This is a genomic window from Methylobacterium sp. B1 (assembly GCF_000333255.1).
In the GTDB taxonomy this organism is placed as follows: domain Bacteria; phylum Pseudomonadota; class Alphaproteobacteria; order Rhizobiales; family Beijerinckiaceae; genus Methylobacterium; species Methylobacterium fujisawaense.
On record NZ_BACT01000350.1, the window covers coordinates 1 to 17,677 of the forward strand.

The 17,677-nt window shown below is 71.3% G+C and carries 11 protein-coding genes and 2 pseudogenes; 10 read left to right on the forward strand and 3 right to left on the reverse strand.

What is annotated here, in order from left to right; genetic code table 11:
- The 8 genes and pseudogenes from I53_RS10195 to I53_RS10230 form a co-directional block, all read left to right on the forward strand.
- Nucleotides 1-490, forward strand: a pseudogene (locus I53_RS10195) (AAA family ATPase); the annotation flags it as partial.
- A gap of 103 nt (nt 491-593) precedes the next feature.
- Nucleotides 594-1,505, forward strand: coding sequence for a DUF58 domain-containing protein (locus I53_RS10200; protein WP_043350010.1), 912 nt, complete (start codon nt 594-596; stop codon nt 1,503-1,505).
- A 7-nt stretch (nt 1,506-1,512) separates the two neighbouring features.
- A complete protein-coding gene (locus I53_RS10205; RefSeq protein WP_043350012.1) occupies nt 1,513-4,332 on the forward strand; it encodes a DUF4159 domain-containing protein in 2,820 nt (939 codons plus the stop codon).
- Nucleotides 4,333-4,546: 214 nt separating this feature from the next.
- On the forward strand, nt 4,547-6,631 hold the full coding sequence (locus I53_RS10210) for a membrane protein (protein WP_043350015.1): 2,085 nt from the start codon (nt 4,547-4,549) through the stop codon (nt 6,629-6,631).
- 149 nt (nt 6,632-6,780) lie between these two features.
- The gene (locus tag I53_RS10215) at nt 6,781-8,694 is read left to right on the forward strand and encodes an extracellular solute-binding protein (protein WP_043350017.1); all 1,914 of its coding nucleotides are present in this window, start codon (nt 6,781-6,783) and stop codon (nt 8,692-8,694) included.
- 62 nt (nt 8,695-8,756) lie between these two features.
- Nucleotides 8,757-10,556 carry an extracellular solute-binding protein gene (locus I53_RS10220; RefSeq protein ID WP_251982282.1) on the forward strand — a complete coding sequence of 600 codons (1,800 nt, stop codon included), beginning with the start codon at nt 8,757-8,759 and terminating at the stop codon, nt 10,554-10,556.
- Nucleotides 10,557-10,560: 4 nt separating this feature from the next.
- The gene (locus I53_RS10225; protein WP_043350022.1) at nt 10,561-11,667 is read left to right on the forward strand and encodes a microcin C ABC transporter permease YejB; all 1,107 of its coding nucleotides are present in this window, start codon (nt 10,561-10,563) and stop codon (nt 11,665-11,667) included.
- Nucleotides 11,668-11,890: 223 nt separating this feature from the next.
- Nucleotides 11,891-13,354, forward strand: a complete 1,464-nt coding sequence (locus tag I53_RS10230; RefSeq protein WP_051044763.1) for an FAD/NAD(P)-binding protein — start codon at nt 11,891-11,893, stop codon at nt 13,352-13,354.
- 13 nt (nt 13,355-13,367) lie between these two features.
- Here I53_RS10230 and I53_RS10235 read toward each other — a convergent pair whose 3' ends face one another.
- Nucleotides 13,368-14,159: a helix-turn-helix domain-containing protein gene (locus I53_RS10235; RefSeq protein ID WP_043350024.1), complete on the reverse strand. Its 792-nt coding sequence runs from the start codon at nt 14,157-14,159 to the stop codon at nt 13,368-13,370.
- An 80-nt stretch (nt 14,160-14,239) separates the two neighbouring features.
- Here I53_RS10235 and I53_RS10240 point away from each other — a divergent pair, with 80 nt between their 5' ends.
- A complete protein-coding gene (locus I53_RS10240; protein WP_043350026.1) occupies nt 14,240-15,436 on the forward strand; it encodes an MFS transporter in 1,197 nt (398 codons plus the stop codon).
- Between the two features lie 64 nt (nt 15,437-15,500).
- Complete coding sequence (locus I53_RS10245; RefSeq protein ID WP_043350027.1) at nt 15,501-16,010, forward strand: GNAT family N-acetyltransferase; 510 nt, start codon at nt 15,501-15,503, stop codon at nt 16,008-16,010.
- Nucleotides 16,011-16,091: 81 nt separating this feature from the next.
- On the opposite strand, the gene I53_RS10250 is transcribed toward I53_RS10245, so the two are convergent.
- A complete protein-coding gene (locus I53_RS10250) occupies nt 16,092-17,273 on the reverse strand; it encodes a multidrug effflux MFS transporter (protein WP_043350030.1) in 1,182 nt (393 codons plus the stop codon).
- Nucleotides 17,274-17,416: 143 nt separating this feature from the next.
- Nucleotides 17,417-17,677, reverse strand: a pseudogene (locus I53_RS10255) (cytochrome c family protein); the annotation flags it as partial.

The window sequence follows — 17,677 nt, forward strand, 5'->3', positions numbered from 1 at the left end:
AGCAGGAAGGCACCTACCCCCTGCCCGAGGCGCAGCTCGACGCTTTCTTCTGGAGATCGACGTCGGCTATCCCGACCGCGCCGCCGAGCGGCGGATCCTGATCGAGACCACCGGCGTCGACGAGGCGCGGCCGCGCGCGGTGATGTCCACCGAGCAGCTGCTCACCGCCCAGCGCCTCGTGCGCCGGCTGCCGGTGGGGGAGGCCGTGGTCGAGGCGATCCTCGACCTCGTCCGCGCGGCCCGGCCGGATAGCGGCGACGCCCTGGTGAAGGACAAGCTCCTCTGGGGGCCGGGCCCCCGCGCCAGCCAGGCCCTGACGCTCGCCGCCCGCGCCCGGGCCCTGATCGAGGGCCGGGTCGCGCCCTCCGTGGCCGACGTGAAGGCGCTGGCCGAGCCGGTGCTCAAGCACCGCATGGCGCTGAGCTACACCGCCCGCGCCGACGGCGAGACCATCGAGGGCCTGATCGCCAAGCTTGCGGAGAAGCTCTGAGCCTTCGGCAGTATCGAGTGAGGCGGATGCCGGCGAACGTGAAGAACATGCGTGGTCCAAAGCCGTCGTCAGCGCGGAACCCCGCCGAAGGACTGCGCTGACGATGGTGGCGACGAACGCCCTCGACGCGGGCAGGCGCAGCCCCGGCCGGCGCGAGAGCGAGGGCGCGGCCGCCCTCTCCGACAAGTTGCCCCGCCTCGTCCTGGAGGCGCGGCGCGTGTCGAGCCTGCTCGCCCACGGCCTCCACGGCCGCCGCCGGGCCGGGCCGGGCGAGAGCTTCTGGCAGTTCCGCCCCTTCGTCACCGGCGAGGCCGCCGCCCGGGTCGACTGGCGCCGCTCGGCCCGGGACGACCGGCTCTACGTGCGCGAACGGGAATGGGAGGCCGCCCACAACATCTGGCTGTGGATCGACCGCTCGGCCTCGATGGGCTTCGTTTCGGATCTCGCGTCGGCGTCCAAGATCGAGCGGGCTCTGGTCCTCGGTCTGGCCCTGGCGGACGCCTTCGTCGAAGGCGGCGAGCGGGTGGGCCTCCTCGGGTTGACCCGTGCAAGCGCGTCGCGGGGGATCGTCGAGCGTCTGGCCCAGGCGCTGATGGCCGACCCTGCGGGCCTCACCCAGGACCTGCCGCCCCGGGCCAATCCCGCCCGCTTCGACGAGGTGGTGCTCATCGGCGACTTTCTGACCGCGCCGGACCGGATCGCCGCGGCCGTGCAGAACCTCGCCGGCCGCGGCAGCCGCGGCCATCTCCTGATGGTGGTGGACCCGATCGAGGAGACCTTCCCCTTCACCGGGCAGGCGGTCCTGCACGATCTGGAGGGCGGCCTCAGCCTCGATATCGGCGACGCCGATGCCTGGGGCGCGCGTTACCGCGCCCGGATCGCCGAGCACCGGGCCGCCCTTGCGGCGATCACCCGCGGCCAGGGCTGGACGCTGACGATCCATCGGACGGACCGGCCGGCGAGCGAGGCGGCCCTGCGGCTCGCCACGCTGATCGCCGCCCGCGGCACGGAGTGAGGCCGCCATGCTGGGTCTGACCTTCGCCGCCCCGCTGGCGCTCGCCGCCCTGATCGGCCTGCCGGCCCTGTGGTTCCTGCTGCGGGTGACCCCGCCGCACCCGCGGCGGATCAATTTCCCGCCGCTGAAGCTCGTCGCGGACCTGATGCCGCAGCGGCAGACCCCGGCGCGGACGCCGCCCTGGCTGCTGATCCTCCGGCTTCTGATCGCCGCCGCCCTGATCCTGGCGGTGGCCGGCCCGGTCTGGAATGCCGGGGGCATCGGGGCCGGAGGCGGCCGCAGCGCCCTCCTCGTGCTCCTCGACAACGGCTTCCCCGCCGCCCACGACTGGCGCGACCGGCTGCGCGTCGCCACCGACGCCGTGGAGGGCGCGGCCCGTGACGGCCGTCCGGTGGCGGTGATCGGGCTCGCCGACGCGCCATCGGCCTTCGAGGCGAAGACGCCGGCCGCCGCCCTGGAGCGTCTGCGCGCCCTGGCGCCGCGCCCGATCCTCCCCGCCCGCGACGCGCATCTCGCCACGATCGAGACGTTCCTGGACAAGAACCGGGGTGCCGCCCTCGTCTGGATCAGCGACGGCGTCGCCGGCGCGAACGATACGCGCTTCGCAAAGGGTCTCGCCGATCTCGCCGGCGACAAGGGCGCCGCCCTCACGGTGCTGCGCGCCGACAGGCCGCCGGCCCTGGCCCTCACCGCCACCGAGAACGCCGGCAAGCTCGTCACGCACGCCCTGCGGGCCGCGCCGAACGGGCGCGATACCGGTTTGATCCGGGCGCTCGACCAGAAGGGCCTGCCGCTCGCCGAGCGCGACTTCGCCTTCGCGGCCGACGCCACCGAGGCGGACGCGACCTTCGAGCTGCCGGTGGAGCTGCGCAACAGCGTCAGCCGGCTTGAGATCGCGGGCGAGCGCTCGGCCGGCGCGGTGGTGCTGCAGGACGAGCGCGGCAAGCGGCGCCGGGTCGGCCTCGTCTTCGGCGGCACCCTCGACCAGGCACAGCCCCTGCTGGCGCCGACCTACTACCTGTCCCGGGCGCTCCAGCCCTTCGCGGACGTTCAGGAGCCGCGGGGCGCCAAGGGGATCGCCGAGTCGATCAACCAGCTCCTCGACAATCAAGTCTCGGTCCTCGTTCTGGCCGATGTCGGCGCGCTGGACGAGAAGACCACCGCCCGGATCGAGAGCTTCGTGAAGGAGGGCGGGATGCTGCTGCGCTTCGCCGGCCCGCGGCTCGCTGCCGGCAACGATCCGCTGGTGCCGGTGCGGTTGCGCCGGGGCGGCCGGACGCTCGGCGGCACCCTCTCGTGGGACAGCCCCAAGACCTTGGCGCCGTTCCCGCCCGAGAGCCCCTTCGCGGGCCTGACGCCGCCGGCCGATATCGGCGTGCGCCGCCAGATTCTGGCCGAGCCGGACGGCGACCTGCCGAACCGGACCTGGGCCTCCCTCCAGGACGGCACCCCGATCGTCACCGCGCAGAAGCGCGGCCAGGGCACGATCGTGCTGTTCCACGTCACCGCCGACACGACGTGGTCGAACCTTCCGCTCTCGGGCCTGTTCATCGACATGCTCCGACGCGTCGTGGCGTTGGCTGGCGCCTCGGCGCCGGTGCAGGGGGATCCTTCCCGGGCCACCGCGCCGGTGCTCGCCCCGCGGGTGACCCTCGACGGGTTCGGCGCATTGGGCTCGCCGCCGGCCTCGGCCACCGCGGTGTCGGCCGACTACGCCGACCGGGCGACCCTTGAGCATCCGCCGGGCTTCTACGGCCCGCCGGACGGAGGCATCAGCGTGAACGCCCTGAAACCGGATGATCGGTTGAAGCCCCTCGACGCCGCAGCCCTCGACGGCGCCCGGTTCGGATCCCTGGCGGGCGCCGAGACCCTGGACCTGCGACCGAGCCTGTTCACCCTGGCGCTGCTTCTGCTGGCCCTCGACACACTGGCGGGCCTGTGGCTCGGCGGCTTCCTGCGTCGCGGAGGCCTGGCGGCTCGCCTCCGCGGGCGGCCGGCCGCTCTGGCTCTCGGCGCCCTGCTCCTGCTCGCCGCCCTGCCGGTGCACCCTGCCCAGGCCGAGGAGCCGCCGGCCAACCGGCCGAACGGCGTCAAATCGGCACTGGTCACGCGCCTCGCCTACGTGATCACGGGCGACGCCGCCGTCGACGAGGCGAGCCGGACCGGCCTCACCGGGCTGACCCAGATGCTCGCCGCGCGCTCCGCCCTGGAGCCGGGTGAGCCCGCCGGCATCGATCCAGCCAAGGACGAGTTGGCCTTCTACCCGCTGATCTACTGGCCGATCGCCCCGAACCGGCCGCAGCCCTCGGACGTGGCGATCCGCAAGATCGACGCGTTCATGCGCAACGGCGGGACCGTCCTATTCGACACCCGGGACGGGCTCACCGCCCGGCCTGGCGGTCCGCCCACCCCGGAGGCGGCGTATCTCCGCAAGATGCTGGCGACGCTCGAGGTCCCGGAGCTGGAGCCGGTGCCCCTCGACCACGTGCTGACCAAGGCGTTCTACCTGGTGGACAGCTTTCCGGGTCGCTACGCCACCGGCCAGACCTGGGTGGAGGCTCTGCCACCGGCCGCCGATGGCGTCGAACGCCGTCCCGCCCGCGCCGGCGACGGCGTGAGCCCGATCATCATCACGAGCAACGACCTCGCCGCCGCCTGGGCGGTGGGGCGTCGGGGCGAGCCGCTCTATCCCGTCGTGGGCGGTGACCAGCGCCAGCGCGAGATGGCGTTCCGGGGCGGCGTGAACATCGTGATGTACACGCTCACCGGCAACTACAAGGCGGATCAGGTCCACGTGCCCGCGCTGCTGGAGCGGCTGGGGCAGTGACGACCGTCGCGACGTTCCCAAGGCCGCGCGTGCTCCCATCCATCGTCCTCGTCCTGAGGTGCGGCCGCGCAGCGGGCGCCTCGGAGGAGCCCTCCAGAGGTCTCGGCGATCCCTGGAGCCCTCCTTCGAGGCCGTTGACGCGGCGCCTCAGGATGAGGGGATTTGATCGGTCGACCGCCTCGTCCCGCATACGCATCCCGGAGGCCGGACCATCATGCTGAGCCTCAGCTTCACCCCCCTCCTCCCCTGGCCGGCGATCGCCGTCCTGGGCGTCATCGTCGTCGTCCTGGCGGTGTTCGCCGTCCTGGCCCGGGGCCGGACCGCTCTGCTGCGCGTGCTCGTCCTGGCTCTCGTTCTGGCAGCGCTCACCAACCCGGCGCTGGTGCGCGAGGACCGGGAGCCCGTGAAGGACGTCGCCGCCATCGTGGTCGACCGGTCCGGATCCCAGGCCCTGGGCGACCGGCCGCAGATGACCGACGCGGTCCGTGCCGAGCTGCAGAGCCGGTTCGGTGCGCTCACCGACATCGAGCCCCGCTTCATCGACGTGCCGGATTCCAAGGACGGCGATGACGGCACCAAGCTATTCACGGCCCTGAGCCAGGCCCTCGCCGACGTGCCGCCGGAACGCCTGGCCGGGATCGTGATGCTCACCGACGGCGTGGTGCACGACATCCCCGCCTCCCTGGCGCAGCTCGGCATCAAGGCGCCGCTCCACGTCCTCGTCACCGGTCATCCGGACGAGCGCGACCGGCAGATCAAGCTCCTGGAGGCGCCCCGCTTCGGCATCGTCGGCAAGGATCTGACGATCCGCGCCGAGGTCATGGAGCGCGGCGGGACCGGCCACGCCGTCGTCACCGTGCGCCGCGACGGCGAGGAGATCGGCCGGCGGGACGTCGCCACCGACAAGCCGTTCTCCCTCAACCTGCGCATCGAGCATGGCGGCCCGAACGTCGTCGAGATCGAGGTCGAGCCGCTGCCGGGCGAGCTGACCACGGTGAACAACCGCGCGGTCCTGCCCATCGAGGGGATCCGCGAGAAGCTCAGGGTGCTCCTCGTCTCCGGCGAGCCGCACCAGGGCGAGCGCACATGGCGCAACCTTCTGAAGTCGGACGCCAATGTCGACCTCGTCCACTTCACCATCCTGCGCCCTCCGGAGAAGCAGGACGGCACGCCGATCTCGGAACTCTCCCTGATCGCCTTCCCGACGCGCGAGCTGTTCGTCCAGAAGATCAAGGACTTCGACCTGATCATCTTCGACCGCTACGCCAATCAGAGCGTGCTGCCGCAGGCCTATTTCGACAACATCGTCCGCTACGTCCGCGAGGGCGGCGCACTCCTCATCGCGGCCGGGCCCGAATTCGCCGGACCGGCGAGCCTGGCGCGCACCCGGCTGGCCGGGATCCTGCCGGGCGACCCGGACGGGCGCGTGGTCGAGAAGCCCTACAAGGCGACGCCGACGCAGGTCGGCCAGCGCCACCCGGTGACCCGGGCCCTGCCGGGCTCGGATGCGAACCCGCCCGCCTGGGGCGACTGGCTGCGCATCGTGGAGGCGCGCACCCGCCCCGGCATCCAGCCGATCCTGTCGGGGGCCGAGGGGCTGCCGCTGCTCGCCCTCTCGCGCGAGGACAAGGGCCGGGTCGCCCTGCTCCTGTCCGACCACGCCTGGCTGTGGGCCCGGGGCTACCAGGAGGGCGGGCCGTACCTGGATCTGCTGCGCCGCCTCGGCCACTGGCTCATGAAGGAGCCGGCCCTGGAGGAGGAGGCGCTGCGCGCGCAGACCACCGGACGCGGCCGCGAGGTCCGGGTGGAGCGCCAGACCATGGCGGATCAGGCCGAGCCGGTCACCGTCACCGGTCCCACGGGCAAGGTGACGACCCTCACCTTGAAGCCCGGTGAACCGGGTCTGTTCACGGCGACCTTCGATGCGGAAACACTGGGGCTGCACACGCTGCGCTCGGGAAACCTCGTGGCCTTCGTCAGCGTCGGCCCGGCCAATCCGCGCGAACTCGCCGACGTGTTCAGCGACACCGAGCGCCTGAAGGCCGTGGCCGACGGATCGAGCGGCTCGGTGCGCCGGGTCGCCGAGGCCGGCGGCGGCATCCAGGTCCCGCGCCTCGCCCTGGTGCGCGGCGGTCGCCTCGCGGGCAGCGACTGGATCGGCTTCCGGCCGAGCGACAGCGCCAATATCCGCGGCGTCGAGGTCTATCCCCTGGCACTCGGCCTCGCGGCGCTGGCCGCCCTGGCGGCCGCCCTGCTCGCCATGTGGCTGGTCGAGGGCAGACGGGGCCGGGCGGCGTGACAGGCCTTCGGATGGGGAATGGCGTCGCTCGCGCCGGACGGCGTGCGGCCCCGCATGGTCGACGGATGGCGGCCCGCGTCCTATGACCCCCTGATATTTTCAAGTTGTCCGCGCCCGCGCGGGCCCGATGCAACGGAGACAGCCTGCCCGTGACAGCGCAGACCGTGACTGGACGCCTCCTCGCCGCGACGCTCCTCCTCGCCTGCCTCCAGCTCGTTCCGGCCCACGCGCAGGAACCGGTCGCGATGCCGTCGACGCCGGCCACCCTGCCGGCCGCCAACGGCCAGTGGACCCACGCGATCACGCTGATGGGCCAGCCGAAATACGGCTCCGACTTCAAGCATTTCGACTATGCCGACCCGGCCGCGCCCAAGGGCGGGATGGTCCGGTTCGGGGCCCAGGGCGGCTTCGACAATTTCAACATCGTCGTCGCCGGCCTGAAGGGCGACCTCGAGAACGGCATCCAGCAGATCTACGATTCGCTGATGACCGAGTCCTCGGACGAGCCGTTCACCTCCTACGGCCTGCTCGCCGAGGCTGTGCGGATCGCCCCCGATCTCGGCTCGGTCTCGTACCGGCTGCGCGAAAACGCCCGCTGGCACGACGGCAAGCCGATCACCCCCGAGGACGTGGTCTGGTCCTTCGACGTGCTGAAGGCCAACAGCCCGTTCTACGCCGCCTATTACCAGACCGTGGCCAAGGCCGCGGTGACCGGGCCGCGCGAGGTTACCTTCACCTTCACGGAGACCGGCAACCGCGAGCTGCCGCAGGTGATCGGGCAGCTGCGCGTCCTGCCCAAGCACTGGTGGACCGCCCAGGACGCCAACGGCAAGCCGCGCAGCGTCACCGAGACCACCCTGGAGCCGCCGCTCGGCTCGGGCCCCTACCGGCTCGCGAAGTTCGAGCCGGGCCGCACCACGACCTACACCCGCGTCCCCGACTACTGGGGCAAGGACCTGCCGGTGAATGCCGGGCGCTACAACTTCGACACCGAGCGCTACGAGTATTTCCGCGACGGCACCGTGCTGGTCGAGGCGCTGAAAGGCGATCTCTACGACTTCCGCGTGGAGAACATCGCCCGGAACTGGGCGACCGCCTACGAGGATTTCCCGGCCGTGAAGGAGGGGCGGCTGATCAAGGAGGCCTTCCCCGAGCGCGGCATGGGCATCATGCAGGCCTTCGCGTTCAACACCCGCCGGGACAAGTTCAAGGACCCGCGCGTCCGCCGGGCCTTCAACCTCGCGATGAACTACGAGGAGATGAACAAGGCCCTGTTCTACGGCCTGTACAAGCGCATCAACTCCTACTTCTTCGGCTCTGAACTCGCCTCATCGGGCCTGCCGGAGGGCGAGGAGAAGGCGATCCTCGAGAGCGTCCGGGACAAGGTCCCGCCTGCCGTCTTCACCACGCCCTACGCCAACCCAATCAACGACGGCCCAGAGGCGGTGCGCAAGAACCTGCGCGAGGCCGTCGGCCTGCTGCGCGAGGCCGGCTTCGAGCTGCGCGGCGGCAAGATGGTCAGCAAGGCGACCGGCGAGCCGCTGACCGTCGAGTTCCTGGAGTTCCAGAACACGTTCGAGCGCGTGATCCTGCCGTTCTCGGCGCAGCTGAAGCTGATCGGCATCGACGCCACCCTCCGGGTGATCGATCAGGCCCAATACCAGAACCGCATCCGCAACTTCGATTTCGATGTCACCACGACGTCGTGGGGCGAGTCGCTCTCGCCGGGCAACGAGCAGCGCGAGTACTGGGGCTCGGCGGCGGCCGACAAGCCCGGTTCGCGCAACCTGATCGGCATCAAGGATCCCGGAATCGACGCCCTGATCGAGAAGGTGATCTTCGCCAAGGACCGGCACACCGTGATCGCGGCGACGCGGGCCCTCGACCGCGTGCTCCTGGCGCACGATTACGTCGTCCCGCAATGGTCCTCCGACCAGCAGCGGACGCTGCGCTGGAACCGGTTCGGCCACCCGGCGATCCTGCCGCTCTATGCCAGCTCCGGCTTCCCGACGACGTGGTGGTACGACGAGAAGCTCGCGGCCAAGACCGGGGCGCCCCGTTGACGGGCGGTCCCGGGTTGCCGACCCGACGCGGGCTGGTCCTCGGGGCCGGCGCCCTCGCGGCGATGCCGCCGTGGCGCCGCGCCAAGGCGGCCGACGCCGCCGAGCGCCACGGCCTGTCCAGCTTCGGCGAGCTGAAATACGGACCCGACTTCGCGCATTTCGACTACGTGAACCCGATGGCACCGCGCGGCGGGCGCTTCTCGGCGCAGCTCGCCGCGACGACAGGAAACCAGTCGCTCAACACCTTCAACACGCTCAACATCTACGTGCTGCGCGGCGACGGGGCCGCCGGCATGCCCCTGACCTTCGACAGCCTGATGGTCCGGGCCCTCGACGAGCCGGACGCCCTCTACGGGCTGGTGGCGCGCGCCGTCACGGTCAGTCCGGACGGCCTGACCTACACCTTCGCCCTGCGCCCGCAGGCGCGGTTCCACGACGGCTCGCCGCTGACCGCGCGGGACGCGGCCTTCAGCCTCAAGCTCCTGCGCGACAAGGGCCACCCCGAGATTGCCGAGGTGATCCGGCCCATGACCGACGCCCGGGCCGAGGGCGACGGGCGGCTGGTGGTGACCTTCGAGCCGGGCCGCGCCCGGGACCTGCCGCTGTTCGTCGCGCAGCTGCCGCTCTTCTCCGCCGCCTACTACGCCGGCCGGGACTTCGAGGCCTCGACCCTGGAGGCGCCCCTCGGCTCCGGGCCCTACCGGGTCGGCACGGTCGATCCGGGCCGGTCCATCGGCCTAGAGCGCGTGCCGGATTACTGGGCCGCCGAGCTGCCGGTGAATGTCGGCCAGAACAATTTCGACGCGATCCGCTACGAGTATTTCCGCGACCGTACCGTGGCGTTCGAGGCGTTCAAGAGCGGCGCCTTCACGTTCCGCGAGGAGTTCACCGCCCGGGTCTGGGCGACCGGATACGATTTCCCGGCGATGACCGAGGGTCGCGTGGTCCGCGAGATGGTGCCGGATGCCCGGCCGAGCGGCACCCAGGGCTGGTGGATCAACACCCGCCGCGCGGCGTTCCGCGACCCGCGGGTGCGCGAGGCGATCGGCCTGTGCTTCGATTTCGAATGGTCGAACCGCAACCTGATGTACGGCGCCTACACGCGCACGGCCTCGTTCTTCGAGAATTCCGACCTCAAGGCGACCGGCAAGCCCTCGGCCGAGGAACTCGCCCTGCTGGAGCCGTTCAAGGACCTGCCGCCGGAGGTATTCGGCGAGGCCTGGACGCCGCCGGTCTCCGACGGGTCCGGCCAGGACCGGGCGCTGCTCAAGCGCGCCGACGCGCTCCTGCGGGAGGCCGGCTGCACCCGCCATGGTGGCAACCTCATGCTGCCCGGCGGCCAGCCCCTGACCCTCGAGTTCCTCGATGAGGATCCGGTCTTCCAGGCGGTCACGCAGCCGTTCATCCGCAACCTGGGGCTGCTCGGCATCAAGGCGAGCCTGCGCACGGTCGACCCGTCCCAGTACCAGGCGCGGCTCAAGGATTTCGACTTCGACGTGACGCCGCGCCGCTACAGCAGCGGGCTCACCCCCGGCGCGGAGCTACGCGAGACCTACGGCTCCCGATCCGCCGGGACCGCGGGCTCCAACAACCTCTCGGGGATCGCGAACCCGGCGATCGACGCGCTGCTCACCGCCGTCGCCGACGCGACGTCGCGGGCGGACCTGACCACCGCCTGCCGAGCTCTGGACCGGGTCCTGCGGGCCGGGCGCTACTGGGTGCCGATGTGGTACGCCTCGACCCACCGCCTCGCCCTGTGGGACGTGTTCGGCCGCCCGGCCACGCCGCCGAAATACGATCTCGGCGCCCCCGGGACGTGGTGGTTCGACGCCGACAAGGCCAAGCGAATCGGCCGGGACTGACGCCATGCTCGCCTACATCCTGCGCCGCATCGGCCTGATGATCCCGACCCTGTTCGGGATCATGCTGATCACCTTCACGATCGTGCAGTTCGCCCCAGGCGGCCCGGTGGAGCGGGTTCTGTCGCAGCTCCAGGGGCAGCGCGACGGAGCCATGTCCCGTGTCACCGGCGGATCGGGCGACCTCGGCGGTGCCAGCCGGCCGTCGGGCGGTGGCGGCGACGCCAGCTCCCGCTATCGCGGCGCTCAAGGGTTGAGCCCGGAATTCATCGCCAAGCTCGAGAAGCAGTTCGGCTTCGACAAGCCTGCACCCGAGCGCTTCGCCAAGATGCTCTGGGACTATGTCCGATTCGATTTCGGACGCAGCTACTTCCGCGATGTCACCGTCATCCAGCTGATCAAGGAGCGGCTGCCGGTCTCGATCTCGCTCGGCCTGTGGATGACGCTCCTGTCCTACGCGATCTCGATCCCACTGGGCATCCGCAAGGCGGTGGCAGACGGCACGCAGTTCGACCGCGCGACCTCCTTCGTGGTGATCATCGGCTACGCGATCCCGGGCTTCATGTTCGGACTGATGCTCATCATCCTCTTCGCCGGTGGATCGTTCTACCAATGGTTCCCGCTGCGCGGGCTGACCAGCGAGGGCTGGGAGAGCTTCTCGACCTGGCACAAGGTGACCGACTACGCGTGGCACATGGTGCTGCCGCTCACCGCCCTGGTGATCGGCGCCTTCGCAACCTCGACCCTGCTCACGAAGAACTCGTTCCTCGACGAGATCCGCAAGCAGTACGTGCTCACCGCACGGATGAAGGGGCTCTCCGAGCGGCGCGTGCTCTACGGCCACGTGTTCCGCAACGCCATGCTGATCGTGATCGCGGGCTTCCCCGGGGCCTTCATCTCGGCCTTCTTCACCGGCTCGCTGCTGATCGAGACGATCTTCTCCCTCGACGGCCTGGGCGAGCTGTCGTTCCGGGCGATCGTCGGGCGCGACTATCCGGTGGTGTTCGCCACCCTCTACATCTTTTCGCTGCTTGGTCTCGCGGTGAACCTGCTCTCCGACCTGATCTACGTCTGGATCGACCCGCGGATCGACTTCTCCGCGCGGGCGACGTGAATATTTTCCAGGGCGCCCACACTATACGAAAGGATACGGATCGCTGAAATTTCTTTCTTATCCCGCGGGACAGAAAAGATTCACCCCGATCCAGCCCCTTCAACCCGCATACGCCGGCTGACACAGATCGCCTTTGCTGGCAATGTCAAGGCAGGATCGATCCTGATCCGCGACTTTAGGCAGATGGGTCGTGGCATTGTCTTCTGGCGCAGGCTCGTCGTCGATGTCGGACCAGGACGAAAGCTTGAAATCCGGGCCGCACCCCGCTCCCATTGCCGTCATCGGGGCAGGCTTCAGCGGCACGATGGCGGCGATACAGCTGCTCGCCCGCTTGCCGCCGCACCAGTCGGTTCTGTTGTGTGAACGGGCGGAGCGCTTCGGGAGCGGTCGCGCCTACGCCACCGGGAACCCCGACCACCTGCTCAACGTGCGCGCCGCCAACATGAGCGCCTATCCCGACCGGCCCTCCCATTTCGAAGACTGGCTTTCGAAGATCGCCGCGGGTGAGGCGGGCACCGGTGCCGGCAACCCCGCGATCGGGCACGGACATGTGGGCATCTGGCGGACCCCGGCCGGGACCTTCGCGGCACGCGGGCTATACGGAGATTATCTGGCGGCGCTTCTGACCGAAGCGGTGACAGGCGGTTCGACGCCGCGGCTGCACCTGATCAACGACATGATCATCGACCTCGTGCCGGACGAGGACCGTCTGATCATGGTTGCCGAGGGCGGCCGACGCGTCGATGTCGCGGGTGCGGTGCTGGCGATGGGCAACCTCGCCCTGCCCCAGGAACCGGAAAGCCGCTTCCGGGGCGATCCGTGGAATCCGGAGCATGACGCGCGGCTGCATCCGGATCATCCGGTTCTCATCATCGGGACCGGTCTCAGCATGGTCGATGCGGTGATCAGTCTTCGGCGCCATGGCTTTCGCGGGCAGATCATCGCGCTCTCGCGGCGGGGGCGGATCCCGGCCGTGCACGTACGCGCCGACCCCTGGCCGCGTCCGGACTTCACGGCCGCAGAGACCCGTTCGATCACCCGGCTTCTGGGCCGGATCCGCCGGGAGGTCGCCTCCGCGGCGGAGGCTCGCATCGACTGGCACGGGGTGATCGACGCTCTGCGGCCGGTTACGGACGCCCTCTGGCTCGGCTTGCCGCCAGCCGACCAGGCGCGCTTCCTGCGCCATCTCCGCCCGTTCTGGGACACGCATCGGCACCGCTCCGCACCGCCCACGGGCGCGGCCATCGCCGACGAGATCGAAGCCGGCTCGCTTCAGGTGCTCGCCGGAAAGCTGGTGGCGATCGAGGATCAGACCGGTGAAGCGCGCGTCACGTACCGGCCGCGGGGGGCATCCGAACCCAGAACCCTCGGCGTGCAGCGCATCTTCGATGTTCGCGGCGTCGGACGGGTCGCGGATACGACCGACCCGCTTCTGCGCAATCTGATCGGTCGCGGCCTTGTCCGAGCCGGTCCGTTCGGCCTCGGTCTTGCCGTGCGCCCCGATCTGACGGTCCTGGGTGCATCCGATACAGCGGCGCGCCTCTGGACTCTGGGCCCGTTGCTCCGCGGCGCATACTGGGAATGCACGGCCGTGCCGGACATCCGCAACCAAGCCGTCGACCTGGCTCGGTCCGTCGCGGCGGCGCAGGAACCGTCCGCATCGCTTGAGCCCTCTGCACAGGCTTGAGAGTCGGTCCCGATCAGGTTGCCGAGCGGGGAGGGTGAGCGTCGAGCACCCGCGCCACTGTCAGTCGTAGTGTCTGGACACTTCGATACCCCACCGCCGCCGCCACAACCCGGGGCGGGCGTCCTTCGGCCGCAAGCGCGAGTGCGCGGATCACCCGGGCCCGGGCCCGCCAATCACCGAAACTCAGGCCCGTCTCGGCGCGGAACCCCCGGGTCAGCGTCCGCCGGCTCGCCCCGGCCCGGTCGGCCCAGGCATCGAGGTCGTCCTCCGAGGCCGGATTCTCGATCAGCTCCAGGCAGACCCGGCGCAGGCGTGCGTCGCGCGGGAGTGGCAGGGCGAGCGGCGTGGCGGGGGCCCGGCCGATCTCGTCGAGGACCAGAGCGGCGAGATGGCCGCCACGGCCATCCTCTGCGTAAAGCACAGGCTCCTCGGCCAGCGCCGTAAGCGCGGAGGCGAGGAGCCGCGACACCGCGATCACCCGGCAACTCGCCGGGAAGGACCGAACCGCGGCGGGATCCAGATAGGCCGAGCACATCGAGACGGCGCCGTGGGTCGCGACCGCGTGCGGCAGCCGCGGCGGGATCCAGAGCGCGTGCCCCTCGGGAACCACCCAGGTGCCGTCCTCCGCGAACGCCATCATCAGCCCGGCCGTGGCGTAGAGCAGCTGCGCGCGGGGATGGAAGTGCCGGGCGAGATGCATCCCGGCCGCGTAGGTCTTGGGCATCACTGCGACCGGGCGCGGGACGTCCTGATAGTCGGCCGCCTCGGTCGACCGCTTCGCGGCGACAGGTGCCTCCGTCAACATTGGCCCGTTCGCATACATATCCGGCCCAACACCACCATCGGGTCAGGCTATCAGCGCGCAGTCCCGGAGGATACGCCGCGATGGATTCCGATACGCTGTCCCGCCGCACCCTGCGCTTCGTCAACGTCGCGCATGCCCTCGACCATTTCGTACTGCTGATTTACCCGACCGCCGTCATCGCCATCGCGGCCCAGACGGGGCTCGGCTACGGCGAGCTGATCGGGCTCGCCACCGGCGCCTTCGTGGCCTTCGGCCTGTGCTCCCTCCCGATGGGTTCGCTCGCCGACCGGTTCGGGCGGCGCAACATGCTGGCGGTGTTCTTCTTCGGTTACGGCCTGTCCTGCCTCGGCGTCGCGAGCGCCTCGACGCCGCTGGCCTTCGCCCTCTGGCTCTGCGTGCTCGGGCTCGCCTCGGCGATCTACCACCCGGTCGGCTCGGCCATGCTGGTGACCCATGCCCGCCGGCTCGGGCGCGACCTCGGCATCAACGGCGTCTGGGGCAATTTCGGCGCGGCCTCGGCTTCCGGACTCACGGCGCTGCTCGCCGCCACCGTCAGTTGGCGCGCGGCCTTCGTGGTCCCGGGCCTCGTCTGCCTCGCCTGCGGGGCCGCCTTCCTGGCCCTGGTGCCGGGCGACGGGGACGGCTCGGGACAGAAGGCCGGCGGCGCGGCGGTGATCCCGGTGACCCGGCCCTGGGCGCTGCTGGCGATGTTCGCCCTGTCGATCTTCGCGGGCGGCCTGACCTTCAACCTGACGACGATCAGCCTGCCGAAGGTGATCGACGAGGGCGTCGGGCAGGCGCTGCCCCTGGCGCTCACCGGCTCCCTCGCCACCGGCGTGTTCCTGTTCGGCGCGCTGATGCAGCTGGCCATGGGCCGCCTCATCGACCGCTACAGCCTGCCGTCCCTGTTCGTGGCGCTCTCGGTGCTGCAGCCGGTGGGGCTCGGGATCGCCGCCCTCTCCACCGGCCTGCCGCTGCTCGCCGGGCTCGTGCTGGCCATGACGGCGATCTACGGGCAGGTGGTGATCAACGACGCGATGATCGCCCGCTACGTCCCGCCCGTCTACCGGGCCCGGGCCTACAGCCTGCGCTACTTCGTGGGCTTCACGGCGAGCGGCTTCGTGGTGCCGGCGATCGCCCTCCTGCATGACCGCGGCGGCTTCGCGCTGGTTCTCGGCGTCGCCTCCGCCTGCGGCGCGGTGATCTGGCTCTCGGCCCTCGGCTTCCTGCGGCTGACCCAGGGCGGCGGACGGCCCACTCTGGCGGCCGCCGAGTAGCGCGGCGGTTTGCGGGTCCGGCCCGGCGCTGCTACGCGGCGCCGGTCCGAGCCGCGAGCAACCCGTGACCGATCTGTCCCTCGTCATCCGGCCCGAGCGGCCGGAGGATGCCCCCGCCATCGAGCGGCTCCATGCCCGGGCCTTCGGCCCCGGCCGCTTCGCCCGTACCGCCTACCGCCTCCGCGAGGGCGCGGCCGAGCGGATCGATCTCGGCATCACCGCCTCGGTGGGCAGCTTCCTCGTCGGCTCGGTCCGGATGGGGCCCGTGCGGACCGGGGCGACATCCTTCGTGATGCTCGGTCCGCTGGCCGTCGATCCGAGCTTCGCGGGCCGCGGCATCGGCGGTACCCTGACCCGCGCGGCGATCGAGGGGGCGCGGCAGGCGGGCGAGGGTCTCGTGATCCTCGTCGGCGACGCGCCCTACTACGCCCGCTTCGGCTTCACGCCGGTCCCGCCCGGGCGCCTGAGCCTGCCGGGACCGGTCGACCCCGCGCGCCTGCTGTGGCTGGAACTGGCCGACGGCTTCAGCGCAGGCGCGTCCGGCCTCGTCGAGGCCCGCGGCGCGTCGCTTTAAGGGACACCGCCGCGCGCTTCCGGCAGCGCGCGGGGGCCATGGCGGCGACGGAAACTGACGCCGTCGGCGAGCGCGAGCCCGTCAGGCCCGCCGGAGCGCCAGCGCGGCGATCAGCCCGGCGGAGAGGAGCGCCAGCGCCACCGGCGTCGCCGAGGTCGCGGGCCAGGCGGAGGCGGCCGCCGTGAACAGCGCCCCGAAGGTCATCTGCGTGAAGCCGTAGAGGCTCGAGGCGGACCCGGCCGCGTGCGGATCGACGTTCATCAGCCCCGCCACCGCGTTGGGGCTGAGCAGGCCGACGCCCACCGCGTAGGCGAAGAGCGGCACGATCAGGCTGACGACGCCGAGCATCCCGGTGCGGTCCACGATCAGCAGCGTCAGCGCCGCGGCGATGCAGAGGAGATTGCCGCTCCGCGCCGCCTTTCGGATCGGCACCCTGGCGGCGAGCCGGCTCGCCAGGACGGCCCCGCCGACCATGCCGAACACGACGATCAGGCAGTCGAATCCCACCTCCTGAGAGGAGCGCCCGAGCCGGTCCACGAGGAGGAACGGCGCCACGGCCAGGAAGGCGTAGAGGCTCGTCCCGCCGCAGGCCCCCGCCACCAGATAGGCGCGGAACACGGGGATCCGCACGAGCCGGAGGTAGCCGGACAGAACCGCGACGAATCCCGGCAGCGCCACCTTGTGGCGGTTGGTCTCGGGCAGGGTGAAGACCACGAGCGCGCCCAGCAGGGCGACGAGGCCGGCCAGCACCACGAACACGGCGCGCCAGCCGAAGGCCTCGGTCACGACGCCGCCGATCGCCGGCGCCAGGGCGGGCGTGAGCGTCATCGCAGTGGTGAGGATCGCGAGCTTCCGGGCGGCGTCCTCGCGGGTGGAGACGTCGCGCACCATCGCCCGGCCGATCACCAGGGAGCCGCAGGCGCCGAGCGATTGCAGGACCCGGGCGACGAGCAGGACGCCGATGTTCGGCGCCGGGATCGCGAGCAGCAATCCGGCGAGATAGAGGCCGAGGCCGCCGATCAGGACCGGCCGCCGGCCGTACCGGTCCGAGAGCGGGCCGTAGAGCAGCTGACCGCCCGCAAGCCCGATCAGGTAGACGGTGATCGTCAGTTGCGCGCCGGCGGCGTTGGTGCCGAGGTCCACGGCCGCCGCCGCCAGCGCCGGCACGAAGATGTGCAGCGCCACCGTCCCGGTCATGGTCACGGCAACGAGCAGCGGGAGGGGCGCCCGGCGCTCCTCCCCAACGGAACTTCGGTCAGCCAAGGGGTCCTACGCGGTTTTCAATCCGGCACGATGCCGGGGCGCGGCCGCCTTAGAGCAAGGGGCGCGCCCGGAGCCATGCCGGCGGAACGCGCCTGACACGCGAGGGGCGGGACCGTCCGGAGCCCCGCACCCGGCCCGTGCCTCTACTCCTTCGGAAGCGGCTGCGGCGTCGGCAGCGGCGCGTTCAGGTCCTTGGTCGGGCCGCCGACCTCGAGATCCTTCGCCCGGTCGACCGCCTCGGGATTGGCCTGCGCGGGAGGCTCCTTGGCGGCCGGCGCCGTCGGCGCGGTCGGCTCGGCGGGGATCAGGCTCGAAGGCTGGCCCTGCTGGTCGCTGTCATGGGCGCCGGCCGGCGGAGCCGGGGCGTTGCGGTCGCTCGATTCACCGGTCGTTCGCGGGCTGCC

What these genes read in the sequence shown, in the direction of transcription:
- I53_RS10200 (WP_043350010.1), top strand. Translation starts at nt 594, where the DNA reads ATGGTGGCGACGAACGCCCTCGACGCGGGCAGGCGCAGCCCCGGCCGG.
- I53_RS10205 (WP_043350012.1), top strand. Translation starts at nt 1,513, where the DNA reads ATGCTGGGTCTGACCTTCGCCGCCCCGCTGGCGCTCGCCGCCCTGATC.
- I53_RS10210 (WP_043350015.1), top strand. Translation starts at nt 4,547, where the DNA reads ATGCTGAGCCTCAGCTTCACCCCCCTCCTCCCCTGGCCGGCGATCGCC.
- I53_RS10220 (WP_251982282.1), top strand. Translation starts at nt 8,757, where the DNA reads ATGCCGCCGTGGCGCCGCGCCAAGGCGGCCGACGCCGCCGAGCGCCAC.
- I53_RS10225 (WP_043350022.1), top strand. Translation starts at nt 10,561, where the DNA reads ATGCTCGCCTACATCCTGCGCCGCATCGGCCTGATGATCCCGACCCTG.
- I53_RS10230 (WP_051044763.1), top strand. Translation starts at nt 11,891, where the DNA reads ATGTCGGACCAGGACGAAAGCTTGAAATCCGGGCCGCACCCCGCTCCC.
- I53_RS10235 (WP_043350024.1), bottom strand. Translation starts at nt 14,159, where the DNA reads ATGTTGACGGAGGCACCTGTCGCCGCGAAGCGGTCGACCGAGGCGGCC.
- I53_RS10240 (WP_043350026.1), top strand. Translation starts at nt 14,240, where the DNA reads ATGGATTCCGATACGCTGTCCCGCCGCACCCTGCGCTTCGTCAACGTC.